This window comes from Streptomyces sp. NPDC026575 (assembly GCF_055567415.1).
In genome coordinates, this window is the sequence record NZ_JBVHQM010000022.1 from 1 (window position 1) to 26,569 (window position 26,569).

Annotated in this window: 19 protein-coding genes and 1 riboswitch; of the genes, 11 read left to right on the forward strand and 8 right to left on the reverse strand. The window is 73.9% G+C overall.

Annotated elements, in window-relative coordinates; genetic code table 11:
* The first annotated feature begins 347 nt into the window (after nt 1-347).
* Nucleotides 348-893, forward strand: coding sequence for a TQO small subunit DoxD (locus tag ACZ4NB_RS27475; protein ID WP_467665693.1), 546 nt, complete (start codon nt 348-350; stop codon nt 891-893).
* A 77-nt stretch (nt 894-970) separates the two neighbouring features.
* Here ACZ4NB_RS27475 and ACZ4NB_RS27480 read toward each other — a convergent pair whose 3' ends face one another.
* Entirely contained in the window at nt 971-1,192 is a 222-nt protein-coding gene (locus ACZ4NB_RS27480) for a hypothetical protein (RefSeq protein WP_467665695.1), read from the reverse strand.
* Nucleotides 1,192-2,658, reverse strand: a complete 1,467-nt coding sequence (locus ACZ4NB_RS27485) for a PspC domain-containing protein (protein ID WP_467665697.1) — start codon at nt 2,656-2,658, stop codon at nt 1,192-1,194. Before ACZ4NB_RS27485 ends, ACZ4NB_RS27480 begins: the two co-directional genes overlap by 1 nt.
* Nucleotides 2,659-2,908: 250 nt before the next feature.
* On the opposite strand from ACZ4NB_RS27485, the gene ACZ4NB_RS27490 reads away from it, so the two are divergent.
* From ACZ4NB_RS27490 to ACZ4NB_RS27505, 4 genes are all read left to right on the forward strand, one after another.
* Nucleotides 2,909-4,693, forward strand: coding sequence for a serine/threonine-protein kinase (locus ACZ4NB_RS27490; protein ID WP_467665699.1), 1,785 nt, complete (start codon nt 2,909-2,911; stop codon nt 4,691-4,693).
* Between the two features lie 107 nt (nt 4,694-4,800).
* On the forward strand, nt 4,801-6,099 hold the full coding sequence (locus ACZ4NB_RS27495; protein ID WP_467665701.1) for a PspC domain-containing protein: 1,299 nt from the start codon (nt 4,801-4,803) through the stop codon (nt 6,097-6,099).
* A gap of 131 nt (nt 6,100-6,230) precedes the next feature.
* Nucleotides 6,231-6,944, forward strand: coding sequence for a LuxR C-terminal-related transcriptional regulator (locus ACZ4NB_RS27500; RefSeq protein WP_467665703.1), 714 nt, complete (start codon nt 6,231-6,233; stop codon nt 6,942-6,944).
* Between the two features lie 237 nt (nt 6,945-7,181).
* Nucleotides 7,182-8,306: an alpha/beta hydrolase gene (locus ACZ4NB_RS27505; RefSeq protein ID WP_467665705.1), complete on the forward strand. Its 1,125-nt coding sequence runs from the start codon at nt 7,182-7,184 to the stop codon at nt 8,304-8,306.
* 55 nt (nt 8,307-8,361) lie between these two features.
* On the opposite strand, the gene ACZ4NB_RS27510 is transcribed toward ACZ4NB_RS27505, so the two are convergent.
* The gene (locus ACZ4NB_RS27510) at nt 8,362-9,498 is read right to left on the reverse strand and encodes a C40 family peptidase (protein ID WP_467665707.1); all 1,137 of its coding nucleotides are present in this window, start codon (nt 9,496-9,498) and stop codon (nt 8,362-8,364) included.
* 324 nt (nt 9,499-9,822) lie between these two features.
* On the opposite strand from ACZ4NB_RS27510, the gene ACZ4NB_RS27515 reads away from it, so the two are divergent.
* Nucleotides 9,823-10,176, forward strand: coding sequence for a hypothetical protein (locus ACZ4NB_RS27515; RefSeq protein ID WP_467665709.1), 354 nt, complete (start codon nt 9,823-9,825; stop codon nt 10,174-10,176).
* Between the two features lie 168 nt (nt 10,177-10,344).
* On the opposite strand, the gene ACZ4NB_RS27520 is transcribed toward ACZ4NB_RS27515, so the two are convergent.
* Nucleotides 10,345-11,514: a C40 family peptidase gene (locus tag ACZ4NB_RS27520; RefSeq protein WP_467665711.1), complete on the reverse strand. Its 1,170-nt coding sequence runs from the start codon at nt 11,512-11,514 to the stop codon at nt 10,345-10,347.
* A 7-nt stretch (nt 11,515-11,521) separates the two neighbouring features.
* Nucleotides 11,522-11,704, reverse strand: a riboswitch (cyclic di-AMP (ydaO/yuaA leader).
* Nucleotides 11,705-11,969: 265 nt separating this feature from the next.
* Between ACZ4NB_RS27520 and pcrA the strand changes: the two genes are divergently transcribed.
* Nucleotides 11,970-14,450, forward strand: coding sequence for a DNA helicase PcrA (pcrA, locus tag ACZ4NB_RS27525; RefSeq protein ID WP_467665712.1), 2,481 nt, complete (start codon nt 11,970-11,972; stop codon nt 14,448-14,450).
* A gap of 96 nt (nt 14,451-14,546) precedes the next feature.
* On the opposite strand, the gene ACZ4NB_RS27530 is transcribed toward pcrA, so the two are convergent.
* Nucleotides 14,547-16,358, reverse strand: a complete 1,812-nt coding sequence (locus ACZ4NB_RS27530) for a M23 family metallopeptidase (RefSeq protein WP_467665714.1) — start codon at nt 16,356-16,358, stop codon at nt 14,547-14,549.
* A 192-nt stretch (nt 16,359-16,550) separates the two neighbouring features.
* Nucleotides 16,551-17,429: an esterase/lipase family protein gene (locus ACZ4NB_RS27535; protein WP_467665716.1), complete on the reverse strand. Its 879-nt coding sequence runs from the start codon at nt 17,427-17,429 to the stop codon at nt 16,551-16,553.
* A 375-nt stretch (nt 17,430-17,804) separates the two neighbouring features.
* Between ACZ4NB_RS27535 and ACZ4NB_RS27540 the strand changes: the two genes are divergently transcribed.
* The gene (locus tag ACZ4NB_RS27540) at nt 17,805-18,263 is read left to right on the forward strand and encodes a cobalamin B12-binding domain-containing protein (protein WP_384487115.1); all 459 of its coding nucleotides are present in this window, start codon (nt 17,805-17,807) and stop codon (nt 18,261-18,263) included.
* A gap of 50 nt (nt 18,264-18,313) precedes the next feature.
* Here the strand turns inward: ACZ4NB_RS27540 and ACZ4NB_RS27545 are convergent, their stop codons facing one another.
* Nucleotides 18,314-20,068: a DUF5691 domain-containing protein gene (locus tag ACZ4NB_RS27545; RefSeq protein ID WP_467665718.1), complete on the reverse strand. Its 1,755-nt coding sequence runs from the start codon at nt 20,066-20,068 to the stop codon at nt 18,314-18,316.
* An 87-nt stretch (nt 20,069-20,155) separates the two neighbouring features.
* A complete protein-coding gene (locus ACZ4NB_RS27550) occupies nt 20,156-21,529 on the reverse strand; it encodes an SWIM zinc finger family protein (protein ID WP_467665720.1) in 1,374 nt (457 codons plus the stop codon).
* Between the two features lie 179 nt (nt 21,530-21,708).
* Here ACZ4NB_RS27550 and ACZ4NB_RS27555 point away from each other — a divergent pair, with 179 nt between their 5' ends.
* Genes ACZ4NB_RS27555 through ACZ4NB_RS27565 form a run of 3 tightly spaced genes read left to right on the forward strand, consistent with a single transcriptional unit; the run spans nt 21,709 to nt 26,485 of the window.
* The gene (locus ACZ4NB_RS27555; protein WP_467665721.1) at nt 21,709-22,851 is read left to right on the forward strand and encodes an ATP-binding protein; all 1,143 of its coding nucleotides are present in this window, start codon (nt 21,709-21,711) and stop codon (nt 22,849-22,851) included.
* Nucleotides 22,848-25,298, forward strand: coding sequence for a DUF5682 family protein (locus ACZ4NB_RS27560; protein ID WP_467665723.1), 2,451 nt, complete (start codon nt 22,848-22,850; stop codon nt 25,296-25,298). The genes ACZ4NB_RS27555 and ACZ4NB_RS27560 overlap by 4 nt, the downstream gene beginning before the upstream one ends.
* Nucleotides 25,295-26,485 (forward strand): VWA domain-containing protein, encoded by a 1,191-nt coding sequence (locus ACZ4NB_RS27565; RefSeq protein WP_467665725.1) that lies wholly within the window; start codon nt 25,295-25,297, stop codon nt 26,483-26,485. Before ACZ4NB_RS27560 ends, ACZ4NB_RS27565 begins: the two co-directional genes overlap by 4 nt.
* The last annotated feature ends 84 nt before the right edge of the window (nt 26,486-26,569 follow it).

Below are 26,569 nucleotides of genomic sequence, written 5' to 3' on the forward strand. Positions count from 1 at the left end.
TAGCTCCGCTATCGAGACGCTCCGGCGCCTTGCGATGCACCGCACCAGACGCCGCGGCCTTTCCGACCCCGACCCATCGGACAGGCCCTAGGGCGACGCCCCCTGGGGGCGGCCGCGGGCGGTCGGCCACGGGCGGTCGGCCGTGAGTCGCCGGCCGCCGGGCGGATGCCGTAGGAAGCCGTACGGGGTGGGCCGTACGCGTGCCGGGCGTGGCGATTGTGTGTGCGTCCGTCGCCCGAAGTGCATCGGTTGGTTGAACCTCTTGCGGTCGTCCGTACGTATCTCCCCGTGAGGCGCGGGCGCGGGCACAATCGTCTGCTCCCGGAGGCAACGGAGAGGCGGACATCATGGTGCATGCCCATCGCACGGTCGGTGCCGACTTGGCAGGAGCGGGCGTCGAAGGGGTCGGCGCCGGGCTGCGCGGACGGCTGGCGCGTCATGCGCTGCTGCCGCTGCGGGTCTTCCTGGGCGTCACCTTCCTCTACGCGGGGATCGACAAGCTCACGGACCCGGCGTTCCTGGCGGCCGGGGGTCAGGGGTCGCTCGGCGCGCTGCTGGAGCAGGTCCACGACACGGCGGCGCTGCCGCAGTTGGTCGAGCTGGCGCAGCAGAGCCCCGTGGGCTTCGGCTACGCCATCGCCGCCGGTGAACTGGCGGTGGGCCTGGGCGCGCTCGCCGGACTGCTGGGGCGGCTGGCGGCGTTCGGCGGCGCGCTGATCTCCCTGACGCTCTGGCTCACCGTGAGCTGGTCGACCACCCCGTACTACTACGGCAACGACCTCGCCTATCTGATGGCCTGGCTCCCCCTTCTGCTGGCCGGCACCCCGAGGTACTCCCTGGACGCGGCATGGGAGAACCGCCGCAAGCGGCACGGCGCGCAGCTGTTCGGCTAGGGCCGCGAGTCGGCGGACCCCGCCCTGCGGGCGGGCGACGGGACTGTGGGGGCACGACGGGACGGTGCGGGCACGCCCTACGGTGTGTCCGCACCGTCGGCGGGGCGGGTGCGGCGGCGGAGCGTTGCCCAGAGGGCGGCGGCGATACCCGAGAGCAGCAGGCCCGCGGGGAGGGCGAGGAAGAGCCAGGGGCCGGGCGCCTGCCATCTGCCGAGGGCGTCGAGGCCGTAGGCCGTGCCGAGGGTGAGGGCGGTGAGGCCGGAGATCAGGCGGCCCGGTTCGAAGGGGTGGCGCATCATCAGGGGGCTCCCTGGCGGGTGGGGGCGGTCGGCTCATCGGGGGCGGTCGGCCCGGTCGGCTTCGCGGGGGTCGGGGCGGCGTGCTCGACGGCGACCTGGCCGGCCCCGACGTCCAGGTCGAGTTCGAGGGTGCCGCGCGGCTTCTCGCCCTTCTTGAGGCCCTCGGCGGGCAGGGTGACGGTCCGCTCCTCGCCGCCGGCGGAGATGTCCACGTCATGGGGCGAGTCGCCGGGCAGCTGGATGTCGCCGAGGCCGAGCGAGATATGGAGGCGGGTCGCCACGCCCCGCGGCAGCGTCACCTGGAGGCGGCCGGCGCCCACTTCCACGCTGGTGCGGACCGTACGGCCGCCCTTGAGGGGCAGCTCGGTCAGGTCCAGCTCGCCCTCGCCGGAGCCCAGTTCGTAGTGCGGGCGGACGTCGGCGACGGAGGTGGGGGTCCAGGTGCGGCGGTGCCAGTCGGCGGTGATGTTGTCGGGCAGCGCCGTCGCGCCCGCCAGCAGCACGGCCGTCACGGCCATCAGGAACACCGTGCCGCCGCCCGTGCGGCCGAGCCAGGCGCTGAGCACGAGCCCCAGGCCGAAGACGACCAGGGCGGCGGCCAGTCCGGCCTGGAGGGACGGTGCGAGGGTCTCGTTCCGGGAGACGGACAGCGCGGTGAAGGCGCCGGCGCACAGCGCGAGGAGGAACGTCCAGCCGCCGATCGGGCGGCCGTTGCGGCGGCGCGGGGGGCCGACGGGGTGGGCCCCGTGCGGCGGCACGGCCGGGCCGGGCGGGCGGCCCGCACCCGGCCAGGCGCCCTGCGGGGGCGGGGCGGTGGGCGCGGCGGCGCCGTGCTCGCCGCGATAGCCGATGTCGAGGGGGAGCGGGGTGTGCTCGGGGCCCCACAGATAGCCCTGACCGGCCGTGTCCTTGACGTGCGGGGCGCGCCACCACGAGGGGCCGGCCGGCGCGGGGGGCGCGGTGGTCTCCGGCGGGGCGTCGGCGACCGCCTGGGCCGTGGCGGCGTCCATCGACTCCGGGCCCCGGGCCTGCGCCTGGCGGCGCCGCCGCGACCAGTAGGCGGAGCCGGCCACCGCCAGCGTCAGCATGATGGCGAAGGACATCATGCTGCCCTTGGCGAGGGTCGTCAGAAACAGTCCGCAGCCGACCAGTGCGAAGAGCAGGGCCGTCAGCGCCGAGCCCTCGACCCGGCCGGAGAGCAGCCGGCGGCCCTCGTTCTCGTCCTCGCCGTCGAGGGGGACGAGCAGCCAGGCGAAGCCGTAGGCGATCAGGCCGAGGCCGCCGACGGCGAGCACGGCGAGCACGATCCGGAAGATCACCGGATCGAGGTCCCACTGCCGCCCCAGTCCGCCGCACACGCCGCCGATGACCTTGTGCCGCCGGCTGCGGCGCAGCGGGGCGGCAGGCGGTGTGGGGTCGGCGGGGCCGGAGGGCGCCGGCTCCGCGGCGGGGGCTGCTTCGTTCATGAAGCCATGGTGACAAGACCGCCGCGGCTGCGGCATCCGTGGAAACCCTGGCGGATCCCTGAGATCCGCCGCCGGCGCCCCCGACATGCCCCAGGGGGGTCCCGAAACCCCTCGCGGGTTCGCATATGCCACAGGCGCCCGGCACCGGAGGGAAGACAGGCGCGGACGCGCGGTGGCCGGAGGGCTGTTCGCCGACGTCGGAGACTATCGTTGCGCCCTGGATACGTACGGGTTTCCGGAGGGGCGTGCGGTGGCGGAGGCGGCGTCGGTGGACGAGGGGCGACTGGTCGCCGGGCGGTATCGCCTGGTCGAACGGATAGGCCAAGGCGGTATGGGCACCGTCTGGCGTGCCCGGGACGAAGTCCTCGGGCGCCAGGTCGCGGTCAAGCGTCTGCATGTCTCGCCGCAGTTGGAGCCCGACGAACTGGCGACCCGCCATGAACGCACCACCCGGGAGGCGCAGGCCGCGGCCCGCATCAACCACCCCAACGTGGTGGGGGTGCACGACGTCGTGGACGACGCCGGCTCGCCCTGCATCGTCATGGAGTACGTCCCCTCCACCACCCTCGGCGACGCCATCAAGGAGGCGGCCCGGGACGGGGGTTCGGTCACCCCGCGCGAGGCCGCCCGGATCGGCCGCGGCATGATCGCGGCACTGCGTGCGGCACACTCCGCCGGTGTGCTGCACCGCGACGTCAAGCCCGGCAACGTGCTGCTCGGACAGGACGGCCGGGTCGTGCTCACCGACTTCGGCATCGCGGTCGCCACCGGCACCTCCACGCTCACCAAGACCGGCGAGCTGGTCGGCTCCATCGACTACTTGGCGCCCGAGCGGGTCAAGGGCGGCACACCGGGTCCCGCCTCGGACCTGTGGGCGCTGGGAGCGACGCTCTATCAGGCGGTCGAGGGAAAGCCCCCGTTCCGGAAGAACACCGCGGTCGAGACGGCGTACGCGATCGCCATGGACCCGTTCGACCCGCCGCGCAACGGCGGTTCGCTGACCCCGCTGATCGAGGCGCTGCTCGCCAAGGAGCCGACGGACCGTCCGACGGCCGAGGTCGTCGAGCAGGCGCTGCGGGCGGCCGAGGGCGACGCGGAGACGGCCCTGATGGGCTGGCCGACGCTGGCCCTGGGGACGGTCGGCCGCGCCGACGCGGAGCGGACCGCGACGGACCCGCGGACCGAGGCACCGACACGTCCGGTGCGGCCCGCCGCCGGTGCCGCCCCTGCGGGCGGCGGCGCCGGGGCCCGTACGCCCTCGGGGCGGGAGACGGATGCAGGCGGTGACGTGACCGGGCGGGTGGCCGTCCCGGACGGCGGCATCGGCGGGCGGCCCGACGACGGCCGTACCGAGGCGCTGTCCGGCGGCGCGGCACCCCGAAAGCGGCGCGGCGCCCGCGCCGCCGCCTGGGGCGTCGTCGGCGTTCTGGCGCTCGGCGGTGGCGCGAGCACGGCCTGGTACCTGATGCACGGTGACGACTCCGGCACGTCCAAGGAAGCGAGCGGCAAGGAAGCGGGCGACAAGAGCGCGCCGGTGCAGCCGAGCGTCCCGGACAACAGCATCGGACCGCCGCCGCCCCTGCCCGACGGCTACCGCAACGTCACCGAGTCCGCGCTCGGCGTCAGCTTCCCGGTGCCCGGCGACTGGAAGCGGAAGGTCAACGACGGCGGCCGGCAGATCGTCTACGCCTCCGAGGCCGAGCGCGCCCAGCTCACCCTCAGCGTCCTGGACTTCTCCTCCGCGGATCAGGTGCAGCACTTCAAGGACGTCGAGGCCGCCTTCAAGCAGAAGTACCCCGTGTACTCCCGGCTGCGGATGCAGGACACCATCTTCCAGGGCGACCCCGCCGCGATCTGGGAGTTCACCTTCGGGGGCCGGGCCCGCACCTTCCGCGGCATCGACCTCGGCTTCGGCCGCGAGGGCGGCAAGGAGTACGCGATCTACGTGTCCGCGCCGGATGCCGACTGGGCGAAGTACGAGAGGATCTTCTCGGCCGTGAAGGACGGCTTCCGCAGGAGCGACCCGCAGAGCTGACCCGCTTCGGACCCGTCCCGCCCCCGACCCGCCCCGTGAAACGTCAGGGGAGGGTTCAGGGTCGCCCCTGATGCCGCGGGCCCCCGCGGCGTGTGACGATCGGGCACATGACCACCGCACCACCCCGCGCCGAGACGGCCTACGGCCCGGCTCCGGACCCCGGCGACCCACCCGTGCGCAAGCTCTACCGCAGCGCCGACGGGCGGCTGCTCGGCGGTGTCGCGCGCGGTCTGGCGGGGCATCTCGGGCTGCCGGTCTCCTGGGTGCGGGTCGTGTTCGTGGCGCTGTTCATGGCCGAGGGCATGGGCGCCCTGCTCTACGCCGCGTTCTGGTTCTTCGTCCCGCTGGGAGTCGGCGGTGTGGAGCACCGCCCGCACGCCCCGGGCGACGACAAGCGCCGGCTGCTGCGGCACAAGCCCGACAAGGGCCAGGTCTTCGCCCTGATCGCGCTGCTGATCGGCGCCACCGTCATCGCCTCCAGGTTCCAGCTCGGTCAGGCCAACGGCTATCTGTGGCCGGTGCTGCTGATCGGCGCCGGTGTCGCCCTGGTGTGGCGCCAGGCGGACAACGCCCGCCGCGCCCAGTGGCTGGAGCTCGGCCGCCGCAAGGCCCTGCTGCCGGTGCTGCGCGGCGCGGCCGGAGTGCTGCTGGTCGGCGTCGGGGTGACGGGCATCGTCGTGCTGCAGGGCTCGGTGCGGCATCTGGGCTCCGTGCTCCAGGCCGCGCTCGCCGTCGTCGTCGGCATCGCGCTGCTGGCGGGCCCCTATCTCGTACGGATGATGCAGGAGCTCTCCGAGGAGCGGCTGATGCGTATCCGCGCCCAGGAGCGCGCCGAGGTGGCCGCCCATGTCCATGACTCCGTCCTGCACACCCTCACCCTGATCCAGCGCAACGCCGACGACCCCAGGGAGGTGGCGCGTCTGGCCCGCGCCCAGGAGCGCGAACTGCGCGCCTGGCTCTACAAGCCCGAGGGCCGCGGCAAGGAGGAGGACGAGGAGCCGGCCACCCTGGCGGAGGCGGTCCGCAAGGCCGCCGCCGAGGTGGAGGACCACCACGGCGTCCCCATCGAGGTCGTGGTCGTCGGCGACTGCCCGCTGGACGACGCGCTGGACGCCCAGATGCAGGCCGCGCGCGAGGCGATGGTCAACGCCGCCAAGTACGGGGGCGAGGGCGGCGCGGTGCAGGTGTTCGCCGAGGTCGAGGGCCGTTCGGTCTTCGTCTCGGTGCGCGACCGCGGGCCCGGCTTCGATCTGGACGCGGTCCCCGCCGACCGCATGGGCGTGCGGGAGTCCATCATCGGACGGATGGAGCGCAACGGCGGCACGGCCCGGCTGCGCGCCGCCCCCGAGGGCGGCACGGTCGTCGAGCTGGAGATGGAGCGGACCGCGGCGGAGCGTGACGGATGACGGGCCCGAGCGAACCGCGCCCGGGGCCGAGCGAACCGCGGCCGGGGCCGGGCGAGCCGCAGCCGGTGGCTTCGGCGCCGGACGGGGCGCGGGATGATGACGGGGCAGACACCAACGGACGGGCGGAAGACATGAGCAGCGAGGGCGCACAGCAGGGCGGGAGCGGCGACGAGGCGGCCGAGGGCCGGACCGTACGGGTCGTGCTCGTCGACGACCACCGGATGTTCCGTACGGGCGTCCAGGCCGAGATCGGCGAGACCGGGCGCACCGGCGTCGAGGTGGTCGGCGAGGCCGCCGACGTCGACCAGGCGATCACGGTCATCACCGCCACCCGCCCCGAGGTCGTCCTCCTGGACGTCCACCTCCCCGGTGGCGGCGGTGTCGAGGTGCTGCGCCGCTGCGCCGCGATGTCGGCCGACGCCGAGCGCCCGGTCCGCTTCCTCGCGCTCTCCGTCTCCGACGCGGCCGAGGACGTCATCGGCGTCATCCGCGGCGGTGCCCGCGGCTATGTCACCAAGACGATCACGGGCACGGACCTGGTCAACGCGATCTTCCGGGTGGCCGACGGCGACGCGGTCTTCTCCCCGCGGCTGGCCGGCTTCGTCCTGGACGCCTTCGCCTCGACCGACGCCCCGCCGATCGACGAGGACCTCGACCGCCTCACCCAGCGCGAGCGCGAGGTCCTGCGGCTGATCGCCCGCGGCTATGCGTACAAGGAGGTCGGCAAGCAGCTGTTCATCTCGGTGAAGACCGTCGAGTCGCATGTCTCGGCGGTGCTGCGCAAGCTCCAGCTGTCCAACCGCCATGAGCTGACCCGCTGGGCGGCGGCCCGGCGCCTGGTCTGACGCCCTGACCTGCGGTTCGGCCGGCGGCGGGTGCCATACCGCCGCCGGCCGCACGGCCGGGGCCGAGGGCGTGCGGGCAGCGGGCGGAAGGGTGCGGGAAGGGACAAAGAAGGACCTGAGCCGGGCAACCAGGACCACGTGGATCGCCATCTAAGGGCGCGGAGAGGCTCACTGCCGAAGGCGGGGCCCGAACCATCCCCACGTCCTTCGCATAGTCGTCCTGGAAGCGAGATCCCGATGAGCCTGACGGGCACGCCCTTCCTCCTCACCTCGATCGCGCTGCTGCTCGTCGCCGTCGTGGTGCCGCTCGCCCTATGGGGCCGAATAGCCGGGCCGGCCCTGGTACGCGGTCTGGCCCGGCTGCTGATGCTGCTGTTCGCCCAGATCACGGCCGTCACCCTGGTCTTCGTCCTGGTCAACAACGCCAACAACCTCTACGACACCTGGGGCGATCTGCTCGGCACCGACAGCCATGTCGCGGTCGCCAAGGACCTCGGTCCCGACGGCATGGGCGGCAAGCAGATCAAGAACGAGCCCAAGCAGCTCCAGCGGTTCCGCCCCGGCGACGACCCGCGGATGGGGGCGGGCGTGCAGATGACGGACCTTGAGGGCCGCATCTCGGGCGTGCGGGGCGAGGTGTACGTGTGGCTGCCGCCGCAGTACCACGACCCCGCCTACAAGAACACCAGGTTCCCGGTGGTCGAGCTGCTGCCCGGCTACCCCGGCTCCTCGAAGGCGTGGTTCGGGTCCCTGCACGTAGGCGAGCAGCTCCGGCCGCTGATGCAGCGCGGCCAGATCAAGCCGTTCATCCTGGTCGCGCCCCGTACCAACCTCCTGACCGGCGCCGACACCGGCTGCGTCAACATCCCCGGCAAGGTCAACGCCGACAGCTGGCTGACCGTCGACGTCCGCAAGATGATGATCGACAACTTCCGGGTGGGCGACCGGCCCGACTCCTGGGCCCTGGCCGGCTACTCGGCCGGCGCCCACTGCGCCACCAAGCTCGCCCTGTCCCACCCGGACCGCTACCGCGCCGCGGTCGCCATGTCCGGCTACAACGACCCGGCCCTCGAACCGGACTCCCTGGCCGGCAAGGACCCCCAGCTGCGGATCGCGTCGAACCCGATCCACATCCTGAAGTCCGCCAACGCCGCCGGCCGACCGCCCCGTACGGCGCTGTACGTCTCGGGCGCCGCGGGCGACGGCTACCAGGCGGGCATCGGCCTGCGCCAGCTGGCGAAGCTGCCGACCACGGTGACCGTGCAGCAGATCCCGGCGAACGCGGGCGGCCACACCACGGCGGTCTGGCGCCAGCAGGTGCCGGAGGTCTTCCGGTGGCTGGGCACACAGCTCAAGCCCTGACCTCTCCACCGGAGTCCCGGCGCGGGCCCAAAGTCCCCGCGCCGGCCCGGCGGCCCTACGCCGGCCGGGTGGCCCCCGCGAACGGCATCTGGTCGATCGGCGCGATGCGTACCGGGGCGCCCGGATGGGGCGCGTGGATCATCTTGCCGTCGCCGATGTACAGGCCCACATGGCTGATGCCGGTGTAGAAGAACACCAGGTCGCCGGGGGCGAGTTGGGAGCGGTCGACGCGGGGGCCGGAGTTGATCTGGGTGTAGGTGGTGCGGGGCAGCGAGACGCCGCCGGACTCCCAGGCGGCCTGGGTCAGGCCCGAGCAGTCGTAGGCCGAGGGGCCCGTGGCGCCCCAGACGTACGGTTTGCCGAGGGCTGCGTAGGCGAAGGAAACGGCGCGCGTCGCCCGGGAGTCGGGGGCCAGCGCGGCCGCCTGGGCCGCGGCGGCCGCCGAGCCGGCCGGGATCCCGCCGAGCAGGCCGTCACCGCGGCCCGTTCCCCGGTCCGCGCGGGCGCCGCCCCGGGAACCGTCCGCGCCCGCCATCCGGCGCCGCTGCTCCGCGGTCAGCCGGTCCAGCAGCTGCTCGGCGGCGTCCAGCTTGCGGACGATGGTGATCCGGTGCTTCTTCAGCCCGGCCTCGGTGGACACCAGCCGCTGCGCGGTGTCCTCAGCCCGCTGCCGGACCTGCCGCACGCTGCCCAGCCGGCGCGCGTAACCGGCCACCGCGGCCGCCTGGTGGCTGCCCGTGCGCTCCAGCACCGCGGCGCCGTCCAGATAGCGCTGCGGGTCCTCGGACAGCAGCAGCGAAACGGTCGGGTCGATGCCGCCCGCGCGGTACTGGGACGCGGCCACGGCGCCCAGTTCCGCGCGGGCGGTGTTCAGCTTCCGGGTCCGGCGGGCGGCCTCGTCCTGCAGTCTGCTCAGCTCCTCGCGTGCGGTGTCGGCGGCTTCCTTGGCGCCGTTGTAGCTCTGTGTGGCCACCTCTGCCTCCTGGTACAGCGCGTCGACCCGGTCCTTGACCTGGTCGGGGGTGGGGGAGGGGGCCGCCTGGCCGGTGCCGTCGAAGGCGGTGGCGGTGGCGGCGCCCGCGAGGGCGAGGGTGGCGGCCGTACGGACGGTGCGCGCACTGCGCGAACCACCCGTGAGCGCGGCGAGCGGATGCTGCCTGGGCTTGCGGTGCGAGGCCACGGTGGCCGTCACTTCCTTCCCTTCGGGCCGAGGGCGCGGCGGCGGTCGGCAACGGGGGAGCCGGCCGTCGCCGCACCTCTCGGCGGGGCGGCCGACGGAACACTGGCGCGGAGGCCGGCGATGGCGGGATGTCGGCCGCCTGGAGGAGGACGCTAAGCCTGGGCGTCACGGGGGTGAGTCCGGTTGGCTGGCATTGTTCGCTTTCGACCGCGGCCGGTGCGCGGTTGACCGCACCGCCGCCGCCTGCACACCGGGACCGGTCTGCCGTGACCGAAGCGGCGATTGCGGACGCCCTGCCGGAAAGGGCGTGCTATATGGCGGCTACGATCCAGCACTATGGACGTAGTAATCAATGTCTTCGTCGGCCTGCACATCATCGGCATCGCCTCCCTGCTGGGCGGCTTCCTGACCCAGATGAAGGCGATGGGCGCGGGCACCGCCCGCTTCGTGCCGGCCATGCTGCACGGCGCGCTGACGATGCTGGTCACCGGCATCGTGCTGGTCGGCCTCAACCAGGCCCAGGACCACCCGGTCAACAACATCAAGATCGGCGTCAAGATGGCCGTCCTGGTGGTGATCCTGGCGCTGGTCTACGTCAAGCGGGACGAGGAGAAGGTCCCCGCGCCGCTGTTCGGCGTGGTGGGCGGGCTCACGATCGCCAACATCTTCATCGCGGTGCTCTGGACCTGACGGCGGCACCCCCCCACTACGGCACACCGCGCGGTCACCGTGCTCCGGAATTCCGGAGCCGATGGCCGCGCGGTGGCGTGTGGGGGGTGACCGTGGGGGGTGGCCTGGTCGGGCGCCCTGGGGCGCCTGGGGAAAGGAGCGGTCCTCCGGGGAGGCGGGGCCGCGGCCTCAGGCCGGGCGGACGCTCCCGTAGATCGGCATGTAGTAGATCGACTCCTCGCGGACGTAGGCGCCCGGCTTGGGGGCGTGGATCATCTTGCCGCCGCCTATGTACATGCCGACGTGGCTGATGTCGTCGAAGAAGAACACCAGGTCACCGGGTTGCAGATCCTTGGTCGCCACCCGCTGGCCGACCTTGACCTGGTCCCAGGTCGTCCGCGGCAGATCGACCCCGGCCGCCTTCCACGCCGCCTGCGTCAGCCCCGAGCAGTCATAGGAGCTGGGCCCGGTGGCGCCCCAGACGTACGGCTTGCCCATCTGGGCGCGGGCGAACGCCAGCGCCTTCTCCGCCTTGGTGGAGTACGAGCCCCCGGTGGAGCCGCCGTCGCTGGTGCCGCCACCGGTCTGACCGCCCGTGGAGCCGCCCGTGGAGCCGCCCGTCGAGCCGTCCTGCTGACGCTGGCGCTCGGCCTCCTGCTGCCGGCGCGCCTCCTCGGCGGCCTTGCGCCGGGCCGCCTCCTCCTTCTGGCGCTCCAGCTCCGCCAGTCGCGCCTTCTCCTGGGCGGTGAGCCGCGACAGCAGCTGCCGGGCCTCGGCCAGCTTCCCCTGGACGGACTGCTTGGACTCCTTCAGCGAGGCCTGCGACTGCTGCAGCTGCTCCAGGCTGCTGGTGGCCTTGGCCCGCTGCCGCGCCGCGGCCGCCGCCTGCTCCTGGTAGTCGGTGACCGCCTGCTTCTGCCGGCTGGTCAGCCGCTCCATCAGGTGGCTGCGGTCGACGAACTGCTGCGGGTCCTTGGCGAGCATCAGCTGCGCCGTCGGGTTCATGCCGCCGGTGCGGTACTGCGCCGAGGCGAAGGTGCCCAGTTCGCGCCGGGACTCGTTCATCCGCTGCGCGCGCTTGGCGGCGGCGTCGAGCAGATCGTCGACGGTGGCGCTCTGGTGCTCGGCGCGCTCCTTGGCGGCGTTGTACTTCTGGGTGGCCACCTCGGCCTGGTGGTAGAGGTCGTCGACCTTCTTCTTGACCTCTTCGATGGAGGGTCTGGGCGCCCTGGGGGCGGCGTCGGCGGTCTGCGAGAGCAGGGTGACCGAGGCGAGCGCGGCGGTGGTGAGCCCGGCCGCCGTACGCCGGCTCCCGGGCGAGAGGAGAACGCTGGTGCGCGGCTTGCGATGGGACGCCAAGGCCGGCAACTCCTTCCGTGGACCGCCTACCGGGTTAGCTGTCGGGTTCGGGCGGTGTCGCTGACGGAAGGCTTGCCCTACGGTCCGTGCGGCCGCTGATGACGGCCGCTGGACCGATTCACCCCGGTGGTGCTGGTGGGTCCCCGGCTCCGGGTGCCTGAGGGCAGGCCGGACTCGGCGTGGGCGGCCCGTGCGGAAGCTGTCGACCGCGGGGAGGCGGGCTGCCCGAGCGAGGACGTTAGCCAATTCGTGTGGCTCCTGTGAAGGCTGATGTTCGATATGCCCGAAACCTTTTCGTGACCTGAACGCGCGGCGGCGGGTGTTGCGTCAGATGTCGGGTTCGGGTAGCGGCCGGCCCCCGGCGGTTCCGCCTCCGGTCGCCTGACCTGCCCCGGCACGGACAATCGCGTACTCCCCGGCGCGCTGTCAGTGCGGCGGCCTAGACTCGGTGGGCGATGAGCAGCCTCTTTGACGACAGCTTTCTGGCGGACCTCGGCCCCAAGGGCGAGGAGGAGCACCCGCCGCCTCCCGAGGACGAGCACGAGCCGGTCCCGGAGGAGGTCCCCGCCGACCTCTTCGGCGGGAGGTTCGACGCGCCCGTGCACACCGAGGCGTACTACCGCGACGGCGCCGCCCGCCCGCCCGTCGACCCGGCCGCGCTGCTGGAGGGGCTCAACGACGAGCAGAAGGCCGCGGTCGTGCACGCCGGAGGCCCGCTGCTGATCGTCGCCGGCGCCGGATCCGGCAAGACCAGGGTGCTCACGCACCGCATCGCGCATCTGCTCGCCGAGCGCCATGTCCACCCGGGCCAGGTCCTCGCGATCACGTTCACCAACAAGGCCGCGGGCGAGATGAAGGAGCGCGTCGAGCAGCTGGTCGGCCCGCGCGCCAACGCCATGTGGGTCTCCACCTTCCACAGCGCCTGCGTGCGCATCCTGCGCCGCGAGTCCAAGAAGCTCGGCTTCACGTCCTCCTTCTCGATCTACGACGCGGCCGATTCCAAGCGCCTGATGGCGCTGGTCTGCCGCGATCTGGACCTGGACCCCAAGCGCTTCCCGCCCAAGTCCTTCAGCGCCAAGGTCTCCAACCTCAAGAACGAGCTCATCGACGAGGAGACCTTCGCCCAGACGGCGGCCGACGGGTTCGAGAAGTCGCTGGCCGAGGCGTATGCGATGTATCAGGCGCGGCTGCGCGAGGCCAACGCCCTGGACTTCGACGACATCATCATGACGACGGTCCATCTGCTCCAGGCATTCCCCGACGTCGCCGAGCACTACCGCCGCCGCTTCCGCCATGTCCTCGTCGACGAGTACCAGGACACCAACCACGCCCAGTACACCCTGGTGCGCGAGCTGGTCGGCCGGGGAACGGCCGACATCCCCGCCGCCGAGCTGTGCGTCGTCGGCGACGCCGACCAGTCGATCTACGCCTTCCGCGGCGCCACGATCCGCAACATCCTCCAGTTCGAGGAGGACTACCCGGACGCCACGACGATCCTGCTGGAGCAGAACTACCGCTCCAGCCAGACGATCCTGTCCGCCGCCAACGCCGTCATCGAGCGCAACGAGAACCGCCGCCCCAAGAACCTCTGGACGGACGCCGGGGCCGGCCCCAAGATCATCGGCTATGTCGCCGACACCGAGCACGACGAGGCCCAGTTCGTCTCCGACGAGATCGACCGCCTCACCGACGCCGGCGACGCCAAGGCCGGCGACGTCGCCGTCTTCTACCGCACCAACGCCCAGTCCCGCGTCTTCGAAGAGATCTTCATCCGGGTCGGTCTGCCCTACAAGGTCGTCGGCGGCGTGCGCTTCTACGAGCGCAAGGAGGTCCGCGACGTCCTGGCGTATCTGCGGGTGCTCGCCAACCCCGAGGACACCGTGCCGCTGCGCCGCATCCTCAACGTCCCCAAGCGCGGTATCGGCGAGCGCGCCGAGGCGATGATCGACGCCCTGTCCTCGCGCGAGAAGATCACCTTCCCGCAGGCGCTGCGCCGGGTCGACGAGGCGTACGGTATGGCGGCCCGCTCCGCCAACGCCGTCAAGCGCTTCAACGTCCTGATGGAGGAGCTGCGCACGATCGTCGAGTCCGGCGCCGGGCCCGCCACGATCCTGGAGGCCGTCCTGGAGCGCACGGGCTACCTCGCCGAGCTCCAGGCATCCACCGACCCGCAGGACGAGACCCGGATCGAGAACCTCCAGGAACTCGCCGCCGTGGCCCTGGAATTCGAGCAGGACCGCGAAGAGGCCAACCCCGGCACCCTCGCCGACTTCCTGGAGCAGGTCGCGCTGGTCGCCGACTCCGACCAGATCCCGGACGAGGACGAGGAGGGCAGCGGCGTGATCACCCTCATGACGCTGCACACCGCCAAGGGCCTGGAGTTCCCGGTCGTCTTCCTGACCGGCATGGAGGACGGCGTCTTCCCGCACATGCGGGCGCTGGGCCAGACCAAGGAGCTGGAGGAGGAGCGCCGGTTGGCCTATGTCGGCATCACCCGCGCCCGCGAGCGGCTCTACGTCACCCGCTCGACGATGCGCAGCGCCTGGGGCCAGCCGTCGTACAACCCGCCCTCCCGGTTCCTGGAGGAGATCCCGGACGACTACGTGCAGTGGCGGCGGACGGGGCCGGCGACGCCCTCGGCGACCATGGGCGGCCTCTCGTCCAGGGGCGGCGGCACCGGCGGCCTCGGCGGGGGCATCGGCGCCACGCTCTCGTCGGCCCGCTCGAAGGGCCCGAGCGGCTTCGCGACCCGGCGCACCAAGGACCGCGAGGTGGTCTCGCTGGCCGTCGGCGATCGCGTCACCCACGACAGCTTCGGGCTCGGCACCGTCGTCGGCGTCAAGGGCAGCGGCGACAACGCCGAGGCGACCATCGACTTCGGCGGCGAGAAGCCCAAGCGGCTGCTGCTGCGGTACGCGCCCGTAGAGAAGCTGTAGGCGGGCGCCCGGGGGGCCGGCGCAAGGCGGGGGAGCGCGCCGGCCCGACGCTGCGGGAACGGCACGTCGGATGTTGCAGGAACGGTACGCCGGGGGTCAGTTCGGGTCGAGCCCGTGGCTGCGCAGCCACGGCAGCGGGTCGATCGCCGAGCCTCCGCCGGGGCGCACCTCGAAGTGCAGATGCGGTCCCGTCGAGTTGCCGGAGTTGCCCGAATAGGCGATCTGGTCACCGGCCTTGATCGACCCGGAGCGGATCTTGGTGCTGCTCAGATGGCAGTACCAGGTCTCCGTGCCGTCGGGCGAGGTCACGATCGCCATGTTCCCGTAGGCGGAGTTCCACTGGGTGCGGATGGTGCCGTCGGTGGCGGACAGGACCGGGGTGCCGTAGTCGACCGGGAAGTCGATGCCGGTGTGGACGGACATCCAGTTCACACCGGCCTGGCCGAAGAGCGCGCTCAGCCCGTGCTGGCTGACCGGCAGCACGAACTTGGGCCGCATCGCCTCCTTGCGGGCCGCCTCCTCCGCCTTGCGCTTGCGCTCCAGCGCTTGGCGCTCCTTGAGGTCGATCCGCTCCTGGGTGCGGCTGGCCCGGTCGCGGAAGTCGTCCGCGCCGGCGCTGAGCCCGGCGAGCTGGGTGTCGAGCTTCTTGTTGGCCGCGGAGGGCTTGACCGCCCCCGGGTCCACCGGCCCGGCCTGGTTGGTGGCGTCGTCCTTGTCGTCCCCGCCGATACCGGCGACGGACGCGGCCGCCACACCGCACACTCCCATGGCGGCGACGGACGGAACGGCGACGGTCAGCAGCGCCGACCGCTTGGCCGGACGCCGCCGGCCCCGGCCGCGGACGGCCTTTCCGGCCGGCGGCCCGGTGACCCGGCGCCCGGCGGGGGCGGGGTCCGCGGGGGTCACCGGCATCGCCTGGGTCATGGCGTCCGCGACGGCGGCGGCCTCGTCGGAGGCGGCGCCGTCGTCGGGGCTGCCGTCATCGTCGGAGCCGTCGTCGTGCCCGGCGCCCGCTTCCCAAGTGGCGGTCTCCCACTGGTCGGTGTCGCCCGGCGGGGGACCGGCCTGTGCGGGGATCCCGGCGATCAGTTCCGGGTCGGCCGCCGGCCAGATCGCCGTGGCCTCATAGCTCGCGGTCTCGAAGCCCGAGGTGTCGAAGACCGCGGCCTCGAAGGCGGCGGTCTCCTCGACCGCGGTGGCCTGCCGGCCGATGGTCTCGTAGCCACCGGCCGTCTCATATGCGCCTGTTGTCTCGTACGCCCCGGTCGGTGCCGCGGTCGGATAACTGCCGGTGTCGTATGCGCCGGTGGCGTGGGTGCCGGTGTCGTATCCGCCGTGCCCGTAGGAGGTGGCCTCATAGGCGGCCGCCTCGTAGGCGCCGGAGTCGTGCGCCCCGGCGTAGGCGGTCGCGCCCGGCGCCAGGGTGTCGTACGCGGTGTGCGCATACGGGTCGTAGCCGGCGGCCGTACCGGTCTCGTAGGTGCCGGTGTCCCACTGCGTCGAGGTGAAACCGCCGGTGTCGTAGATGCCGGTGGCGTACCCGCCGCCCGTGGCCGTCGGGTAGGACCCCGTGTCGTACGCGCCGGTGTCGTAGCCGCCCGTGCCGTAGGCGCCGGCGCCGTACGTGCCGGTGTCGTGGCTGCCGGTGTCGTAGGAACCGCCGCCGTGCATCCCGGCGTCGTAGGCGACGGTGCCATAGGCGCCGGTCGCATAGGAGCCGGTGTCGTACGTCCCGGTGTCGTAGGAGTCGGGGAGCGAGCCGAAGAGGGGGTCGCCGTCGCCGTAACCGGCGCTGCCGGTCCCGGAGTGCTGCTGCCCGTAGGCGTCGTAGGCGGGATAGTGCGCATACGAGGCGTCGGAAGCAGAGCCGGTCGGAAGCGGACCTTCCGATGGGTGACGGTCGTTCACCAACTTCTCTTTCGCCTCGGCAGCAGGAGAATTAGCGGCGACTGTACCCGGCGGTACGCGACGGCGACAATCTTCCACGGGTTCCCGGCTCGGCAAGACCGGGCATTTGGCCGCCTTTCGGCAGCCCTCATGCGACTTCTTGGCGCCCCGTTCGACGGGTGTTCGACTCCGCGTCATGTCGGAGGGAAGCCGTCAGGCCACCGAAACGGCGTCCGCACCCCCCTCCTCGGCCGCCTCCGCGGAGTCCAGCGCCTCACGTATTCCGGCGGCGACGGCGCCGTTGACCGGTAGCGCGAGATGCCCGACACCAAGGACGCGGACATTCCGCGCCGACAAATCCGGATGATCGATTCTGGCGGTCGCGGCCGGCACCATCACCTGATCCTCCTCGCTCCAGAAAGCCACCCAGCGGGTCCGGCAATGCGGCGCCGGAAGCGACAATTCCGCTATCACCTCGGAATCGGGGCGCATCTGCCGCACGAGCGGGTGCGCTGACATCAGCGGCGCGACGCGGGTGCCGGAGTGCGGTGTGCCGAGCGTGACGAGTATGCGGACGCGGGCGTCGCCGCCGAGCCGCTGCACGTAATAGCGGGCGATCAGGCCGCCGAGGCTGTGGCCCACCACGTCCACCCGGCGGTGGCCGGTGCGCGCGCACACCTCCTCCACATGGCGGCCCAACAGCTCGGCGGCCCGGCGCAGATCGCAGGTCAGCGGGGAGTAGTTGAGCGCCTCGACATGGCGCCAGCCGTGCCGCAGCAGCGAGCGGCGCAGCAGCACGAAGACCGAGCGGTTGTCGATGAAGCCGTGCAGCAGCAGGACCGGCGGACGGGCCCGGCCCTCGGTCGGCAGCAGCACGGGGGCATCCGCGGCGATGGACCGGGGCACCGGGCGCTCCCGGGGGATGCCGGTCGGATAGAGGAGGAGATGGCCGGCGAGGACCGCCAGCTCCACGACCGTGCTGCGGGCCGGCAGGCGTGCGGAGCGCGCAGGGAGCAGACGCGCGCACCGCAGGGGTGCGCGGAGGGCGCGCGCGATCAGAAGGGGTGCGGAAAACAAGGGCAGGACCTGCATGGCCGACCTCCCGAACGGCATGCGGGAGGCGTCTTCGTCCCCCGTATGCCCTCGCGGGAAGCCGTGAGCGGCGAAGGCGGGCATGCGGCGTACCCGCCCTGATGCGCGCCCCGTGGCGCGGTGGCCCGGCTGCGGCTCCCCGGGCGCCCGGCCCGCGCGCACCGCACCACATGGCCCTGGCGTGACGACACGCGGAACGCGGCGCGTAGCGAACGTGTCCCACGTGTGATTTCCCCCTCCCCGGATGTCACGAAACAGCCGGGTAAGCGATGCTGGAGATAACGTTCGTTCACGCTCGTGGCCGCCGGATCGCGGTCGCGCGATCGATTGTCGGCTCGGCGGCACCACAGTGCCGTGCATGGCTTGGAGGCAGTGATGAGTGTGGCTCGGCAGGACGGGGCGCAAGCGGGGAGCCAGGGCGCGGCGGGCAGGTCGGGGCCGATCCGCGTGGTGGTGGCCAAGCCGGGCCTGGACGGGCACGACCGGGGAGCCAAGGTGATCGCGCGGGCGCTGCGCGACGCCGGTATGGAGGTGATCTACACCGGGCTGCACCAGACCCCGGAGCAGATCGTCGACACCGCCATCCAGGAGGACGCCGACGCGATCGGGCTGTCCATCCTCTCCGGCGCGCACAACACCCTCTTCGCGAAGGTCATCGAGCTCCTCCAGGAGCGCGACGCGGCGGACATCAAGGTCTTCGGCGGCGGCATCATCCCCGAGGCGGACATCCCCCCGCTCAAGGCGCAGGGCGTCGCGGAGATCTTCACCCCGGGCGCCACGACCGCCTCCATCGTGGAGTGGGTCAACGCCAACGTGCGCTCGCTGGCGGTCTGAGGCGCGGCCCGGCACGGCGGGAGGACGGCGGGCGGCCGGGGTGCGGACGATCACGGCGCGCCCCGGCCGTCGTCGCCCGGGGGCGGCGACGGAGCCAGCTCGGCACGCATTGTGGCGCGCAGCCGCAGCGTGCCGACCAGCCGCAGGAACGCCTCGGACCAGTAGCCGCCGGAGCCCGGAGAGGCGCCCTCCGGCTCGTCCGTGACCGCGGTGAGCATGTCGAGCCGGTCCGCCGCGGCCGGGTCCAGGCAGCGCTCGGCCAGGCCCATCACCCCGCTGAAGCTCCAGGGGTAGCTCCCCGCGTCCCGGGCGATGTCCAGGGCGTCGACGACGGCCCGGCCCAGCGGCTCGGCCCAGGGGACCGCGCACACCCCCAGCATCCGGAAGGCGTCCGACAGGCCGTGCGCGGCGATGAACTCCGCCACCCACCGGGCCCGTTCCTCCTTGGGCAGCACGGTCAGCAGCTTGGTCAGGTCCCGCGACGAGCCGGCCGGGGCGACCTCGGCCGCCTGGGCCGGCGCGGCCGGCGCGCCCAGCAGCGCCCGCGCCCACTCGGGGTCGCGCTGGCGCACGGCGGCGCGGCACCAGGCGTCGTGCAGCTCTGTCCGCCAGTCGTCGGCCACCGGGAGCGCGACGATCGCCGCCGGGTCGCGGCCCTCGAACCGCGCCCGCCACCCCTCCAGCGGCGCCGCCTCCACCAACTGGCCCAGCCACCAGGCCCGTTCGCCCCGGCCCGAGGGCGGCGTGGGCGCGACACCGTCGCGCAGCATCCCCGCATCGCACTCGTGCGGCGCCTCCACGGCGATCACCGCCGCGCCGGCCGTGCGGTCCAGCCCGACGCAGGTACGGGCGCGGCGCGCCATACGGGCCGCAAGCGCGGAACCGGGCAGCGCGGAGAGCAACTCGGCGGCCGTGGCGCGCACATTGCGGCTGCGGTCGGACAGCGCCTCCTCCAGAAAGGGCTCGTCGGACGCCGACAGGCCCTCGCGCAGCGAGTCGAGGAACATCAGGCGCTCCTCGGCCCGCTCCGTCGCCCATGTCGTGCGCAGCAGGTCCAGGCCCTCCCTCGGGTCGCGGCGGCGCAGCGCCGTCAGCAGGGCGACCCGCTCGGCGAACAGGCCCTCCTCCCAGCGCCGCCGCACTCCCTCGGCACCGTCGTCCCCCGGCGGCGCGGCCGGGCCCCCGATCCCACGGAGCGCGAACCGCCAGGAGTCGTTGAGCCGCGCCAGCCACAGAGCGCGCGGTCCCGCCAGGGCGAGCGCGGCGGGCCGCAGGTCCGTACGGGCCCGGGCGGCGTCGAGCAGCGCGGGCAGCAGCGCGTCCGGCGCGCGGTAGCCGTGGGCTTCGGCGGCAGCCAGCCACTGGGGCAGCAGTTCGGTGAGATCGGGTGCCGTGCCGCGGCGGCTGCCGCCGCCTGCGCCGCCGCGGTCCGCGAGCAGCAGCGACAGCCTGCGGCGCGCGGCGGGCGGCAGCGGGGGCCGCGGGTCGGCCGGGGCCGGGGCGGGCCGCTCACCGGCCGGTGCGGGGCGCAGCGCGGCGCGCCGGCGCACCGTGCTCACCGCGGCCGCGTCCAGCAGCGCGGCCGCGGCGGCCTGCCCGGCCCGCACCGCCACCGGCGGCCGGCGCCGCTCGGTCCCGAGCAGCGCCGCACTGACCAGATCGGGCCAGGGAGCCGGGGCGGTCGCGGTGGGCGCGGGAGCGGAGGGCCGGGCGGACCCGGCGGGCGGGTCGGCGGCGGTCGCCTCGGCGGGGTCAGGGCTGGTGGCGATCGCCTCGGCGGGGTCAGGGCTGGTGGTGGTCGTCATGCCCTTCCTCCAGGCATCGGTGGTGGACGGGGGGTACGGACGGACGGATGCCGCAACGGGCGCGGCCGGCGCGGCCGCGGGCCGTCGTCACAGGGCCACCGGGGTCGGGTCCCAGGCCGTCAGCGGCAGGAAGCCGCGGTGGCCGCATTCGCCGAAGACCGTGACCGGCGCGCCGCCCGATATGGCGGCCAGCTGCCACAGGCCCGTACGGCCCAGGAACCGCGGGTCCAGCGGGAGCGCCGACTCCCCGTCCGCGTCGGCCAGTTGCCAGCCCTCGCCGTCGCGGCCCGGAACCGGTGTGACATCGGCCAGCACCACCGGCCAGGAATCCAGCCACGGGTCGTCGCGCAGCGCATCGCCGTACGCGGCCAGCGCGGCGTCGATGCCGCAGCCCGGCGGCACCGGCCCCGGCGCCGCCGGAGCGTGCCGCTCGCCCAGGGCGACGCGCAGCGGGCGGGCGCCCGGGTAGTAGGCCAGGTCCGCGTCGAGGACCAGACCCGGCGGCAAGGCCACCTCCAGGGGGCGGCCCGCACCGCCGAACGACAGATGCAGCGCCATCCGGCCTGTCCGCTCGCCCCGCAGATAGATGCGGCGGGTGGTCAACGCGCCGTCCTCGCCGTCCTGCTGGGCGAGCACCAGCCAGCGGTCCCGCACCGTCGCCGCCTCCGGGCCGGTCAGCACCTCGGCCGCCTCCGTGGTCAGCCCAACGCGCGAACGGACCGTCGCCGCGAGCGGGGCGGGCAACCGCTCGATGCCGAGGAAGCCCTGGTCGAGGAGGTGCACCAGCGCGCACTCCTCCAGCAGCCGGGCCGGCCAGCCGGGCCCGGACCCGGTCAACGAGCCCAACTCGCGCACCCGCGAGGCGAGTCCGGGCGCCTGGGCGTCGACCATGCGCGCGGCGGTCTCCTCCCAGGACCCGCCCCCCGCGCGGGAGGCGCCCCCGTCGGCGGAGGCCAGACCGGACTGCACGAGGTCCTCCAGCCGCTGCTCCAACTCCGTGGCGCCCGAGGCGATCCGCTGCATCCGGCGCTCCGCCCGCCGCCTGGCGGCCTCCGCGCCGGAGGGCGCGCGCGACGCCGCGCCGCCGCCCGACGGCGCACCCTCCGGCCGCGCGGCGCGCTCGCGGCGGCCGGCCAGCCACTCCCGTGCCCACTGCGGCGGCTCCCCGGCCGCCACCGCCCCCTCCTCGCCCGCCCAGAGCAGCAGCAGCCCCAGCGCGTGCTTGCACGGGAACTTCCGGCTCGGGCAACTGCACCTGAAGGCCGGGCCCTTGATGTCCACGACCGCCTGATAAGGCTGCTTTCCGCTGCCCTCGCACAGCCCCCACACCGCACTCCCGTCCGCGCCCGTCTCCGACCACGGCCCGGCCGCCGCGAGCCTGCCGCCGGCCCTGCCCGATGCCTCGTCAGGCGCCAGCGAGAGCACCTGATCCGTCGTCCAGCGTTCCCCCTGCGGATTCATGTCCTCGACGCTACGACGCACCACTGACAATCGCCGCCGCGCGCGCTGGAGCGGCAGCGAACGTGCAGGTCAGAGGCCGTTTCCGGGGCGTTGTCAGTGGCGTGGTGCAGGCTGGGATTCCGCAGGCGGCCGACGGGGTTCCGCAGGGTCGGCCGCAGTCCTTGCGACGAGGGGGAGCCATGTCCGAGAACACCATCGACACACCTGACGACCCGACCGCTTCCGCACCGGCCGCCGGCGCCGGTGAAGCCCTCCGCCCGCACGCGGAGGACACCTTCGCCGAGGAGCTGACCGCCCTCGCGGCCGCCGACGACCGGCCGCGTCCGGCGCGCTGGCGGCTCTCTCCCTGGGCGGTGGCGACATACCTGCTCGGCGGCACGCTCGCGGACGGCACGGTCGTCACACCCAAGTACGTGGGCCCGCGCCGGATCGTCGAGGTCGCCGTGACGACCCTGGCGACCGACCGCGCGCTGCTGCTGCTCGGCGTCCCCGGCACCGCCAAGACCTGGGTCTCCGAGCACCTGGCGGCGGCCATCAGCGGCGACTCCACGCTGCTGGTGCAGGGCACCGCCGGCACCCCCGAAGAGGCCATCCGCTACGGCTGGAACTACGCCCGGCTGCTCGCCGAGGGCCCCAGCCGCCAGGCGCTGGTGCCCAGCCCGGTGATGCGCGCGATGGCCCAGGGCATGACCGCCCGGGTCGAGGAGCTGACCCGCATCCCCGCCGACGTCCAGGACACCCTCATCACGGTCCTGTCGGAGAAGACCCTGCCCATCCCGGAGCTGGGCCAGGAAGTGCAGGCCGTCCGCGGGTTCAACCTGATCGCCACGGCCAACGACCGCGACCGCGGCGTCAACGAACTCTCCAGCGCACTGCGCCGCCGCTTCAACACCGTCGTACTGCCGCTGCCCGCCACCCCGGACGAGGAGATCGACATCGTCTCGCGCCGGGTCGGCCAGATCGGGCGCTCGCTGGAGCTGCCCGCCGCGCCCGAAGGCATGGACGAGATCCGCCGGGTCGTCACGGTCTTCCGCGAACTGCGCGACGGCCTCACCACCGACGGCCGCACCAAACTCAAGTCGCCGTCCGGCACGCTCTCCACGGCCGAGGCCATCTCGGTGGTGACCAACGGCCTCGCCCTGGCCACGCACTTCGGGGACGGCGTGCTGCGCTCCGGGGACGTGGCCGCGGGCATCCTGGGCGCCGTCGTCCGCGACCCGGCAGCCGACCGCGTCGTCTGGCAGGAGTACGTGGAGACCGTCGTGCGCGAGCGCGACGGCTGGAAGGACTTCTACCGCGCCTGCCGCGAGGTGAGCGCATGAGCGAGCACGGGGGACGGAGGGGCGGCGGAGGCGGGCCGGTGCTGCTCGGGGTGCGGCACCACGGCCCCGGATCCGCGCGGGCCGTGCTGGCCGCCCTGGAGCAGTGCAGGCCCGCCGCCGTCCTGATCGAGGGCCCGCCGGAGGCGGACGCACTGGTGCCGCTGGCCGCGCGGGAGGACATGCGGCCGCCGGTCGCGCTGCTGGCCCATGCGCTGGACGACCCCGGCCGGGCGGCGTTCTGGCCGCTGGCCGAGTTCTCCCCCGAGTGGGTGGCGATGCGCTGGGCGCTGGAGCACGGCGTCGCCGTCCGCTTCATCGACCTGCCGGCGGCGCACTCCCTGGCCGCCGACGAGCCGGAGGGCGGCGCGCGGGCCGATGCCGAGGAGGCGGACGGCACCGCCGACGTACGCGTCGATCCGATCCGGGTGCTGGCCGAGGCCGCCGGCTACGACGACCCCGAGCGCTGGTGGGAGGACGTGGTCGAGCACCGCGGGGACGGCGCGGGGCCCGGCGCGGACGCGCTCGCCCCGTTCGCGGCGGTGGCCGAGGCGATGGGGGCGCTGCGCGAGACGTACGGCGACGGCGGCCCCTCCCGCCCTCCCGGCTCCGCCACGGAGGGGCCCGCGAGCAAGGGGGGACCCCCGCGCGAGGACGGACCCCCGTGCCCGGCGGCCGCCCCCACCGACCTGGTGCGCGAGGCCCATATGCGGCTCCGGCTGCGGGCCGCGCGCCGGGAGTTCGGCGACGGCCTCGCCGTGGTGTGCGGGGCCTGGCACGTCCCCGCGCTGGCGCGGCGCACCACCATGGCCGCCGACCGCCGGCTGCTCAAGGGCCTGCCGAAGGTGAAGACGGCGGTGACGTGGGTGCCCTGGACGCACCGCCGGCTCTCCCGCCGCAGCGGCTACGGCGCCGGCATCGCCTCCCCCGGCTGGTACGGCCACCTCTTCGGCGCCCCCGACCGCCCCGTCGAACGCTGGCTGACCAAGGTCGCCGGGCTGCTGCGCGAGGAGGACTACGCCGTCTCCTCGGCGCATGTCATCGAAGCGGTCCGGCTGGCCGAGGCACTGGCCACGGTCCGCGGCCGCCCACTGGCCGGACTGACCGAACTGGACGACGCCGTCCGGGCCGTCATGGGCGACGGCACCGACGCACCGTCCCTGCTCATCCACGACCGGCTGGTGGTCGGCGAGGCACTGGGCGAGGTCCCCGAGGACGCCCCCGCGGTCCCGCTGCAACGGGACATCACCCGCAGCCAGCGGGCGCTGCGCCTCAAACCGGAGGCCCAGGAACGAGAGCTGGAGTTGGACCTGCGCAAGGAGACCGACGCCGGACGCAGCCGCCTGCTGCACCGGCTGCGGCTGCTGGGCGTCCCCTGGGGGGAACCCGTCCGCTCCCGCGGCAGCACCGGCACCTTCCGCGAGACCTGGCGGCTGCGCTGGGCACCGGAGCTGGCCGTGCGGGTCGCGGAGGCCGGCATGTGGGGCACGACCCTGCCCGCAGCGGCCACCGCCAAGGCCGCCGCCGAGGCGTCCGGGGCGGCCACCCTCGCCGAGGTGACCGCGCTCGCCGAACGCTGCCTGCTCGCCCAGCTCCCCGACGCCCTGCCGGTGGTGATGCGCGCACTGGCGGACCGGGCGGCGCTCGACGCGGACGTCGGCCGTCTCGCGCAGGCGCTGCCCGCGCTCGTACGGTCCGTGCGCTACGGCGATGTCCGCGGAACGGACGCCACGGCGCTCCGCGAAGTGGCGACGGGCCTGGCCGAGCGGATCTTCGTCGGACTGCCGCCGGCCTGCCGCGGCCTGGACGCCGACGGCGCCGCCGAGATGCGCGGCCATCTCGACGCCACGCACCGCGCCGTAGCCCTCCTCGCCCCGCCCCCGACGCGGCCCGATGGCCTGCGGGCACGCTGGGCCCAGGTGCTGCGCGCGGTGAGCGAACGGGACGCCGTAGCCGGGGTGATCCGCGGCCGGGCCACCCGGCTCCTGCTGGACGACGGTGAGTTGGGCGACGGCGGAGCCGAGCGGCTGATGGGGCTCGCCCTGTCACCGGGCACCGCCCCCGCCGACGCCGCCGGCTGGATCGAGGGGTTCGCCGGAGGCGGGGACGGCGGCATGCTGCTGGTCCATGACGAGCGGCTGCTCGCACTGGTCGACGGCTGGCTGACGGGCGTACCGGACGCCGCCTTCCCCGACGTACTGCCGCTGCTGCGCCGCACCTTCGCCGAGTACGACTCCGGTGTGCGGCGCACACTCGGCGAACTGATCCGCCGTGGTCCCGCGACGGCCGCGGGCGACACCATGGCCGCGCCCGGCTTCGGTCCCGGCCTGGACCGCGACCGCGCCGCGGCCGCACTCCCCACGCTGCGCCTGCTGCTGGGGATCGAACACCGCGGCTTCGACGACGAGCGGGCCCGATCGCTCGAAAACCTCACGGGGGTGGCGAGTTGAGCGAGGTCACAACGGGCCGGGAGCCCACCGCCGAGCGACTGCGCCGCTGGCGGCTGGTCCTGGGCGACGGCGGCGCGGACGGCACGGGATACCAGCCGCGCGGGCGCGATGCCGCCATGGACGGGGCGCTGGCCTCGCTCTACGGCCGGCAGCAGGGCGAGGACGGCAAGGGCCCGGACGGCGGGCGGCGCACGGCAGGACTGGGAGCCTCGGCGCCCGGCGTCGCGCGCTGGCTCGGCGACATCCGGACGTACTTCCCGTCCTCGGTGGTGCAGGTGATGCAGCGTGACGCCATCGACCGGCTGGGGCTGGCCGCGCTGCTGCTGGAGCCGGAGATGCTGCAGGCCGTCGAGGCGGACGTGCATCTGGTGGGCACCCTGCTCTCGCTCAACAAGGTCATGCCCGAGACCACGAAGCAGACCGCACGGGCCGTCGTCCGCAAGGTCGTCGAGCAGCTGGAGCAGAAGCTCGCGACCCGCACCCGCGCCACCCTCACCGGCGCGCTGGACCGCTCCGCGCGGTTCAGCCGGCCCCGCCACGGCGACATCGACTGGGACCGCACGATCCGGGCCAACCTCAAGAACTACCTCCCCGAGCACCGCACCGTCGTCCCCGAGCGGCTGGTCGGCTACGGCCGGGCCGCCCGGTCGGTGAAGAAGGACGTGGTGCTCTGCATCGACCAGTCCGGTTCGATGGCCGCCTCGGTCGTCTACGCCTCGGTGTTCGGCGCGGTGCTGGCCTCCCTGCAGGCCCTGGACACCCGGCTGGTCGTCTTCGACACCGCGGTGGTGGATCTGACGGACCAGCTGGACGACCCGGTCGACGTGCTCTTCGGCACCCAGCTCGGCGGCGGTACGGACATCAACCGCGCGCTCGCCTACTGCCAGTCCCGGATCACCCGACCCGCCGACACCGTCGTCGTCCTCGTCAGCGACCTGTACGAGGGCGGTATCCGCAACGAGATGCTGGGACGGGTCGCCGCGATGAAGGCGTCCGGTGTGCAGTTCGTGACCCTGCTCGCGCTCTCCGACGAGGGCGCCCCCGCCTACGACCGGGACCATGCCGCGGCTCTCGCGGCCCTGGGCGCACCGGCATTCGCCTGTACGCCGGACCTGTTTCCGGACGTGATGGCGGCCGCGCTGGAGAAACGTCCGCTGCCCATACCGGACATGGCGGAGCAACGGTGACCGATGCACCGGGAGGACTTGCGTGGCACCTGGCTCCTCGTGCAAGGATCAGGGCATCGCTCGATCGCCCGCGACGCGCGTGAC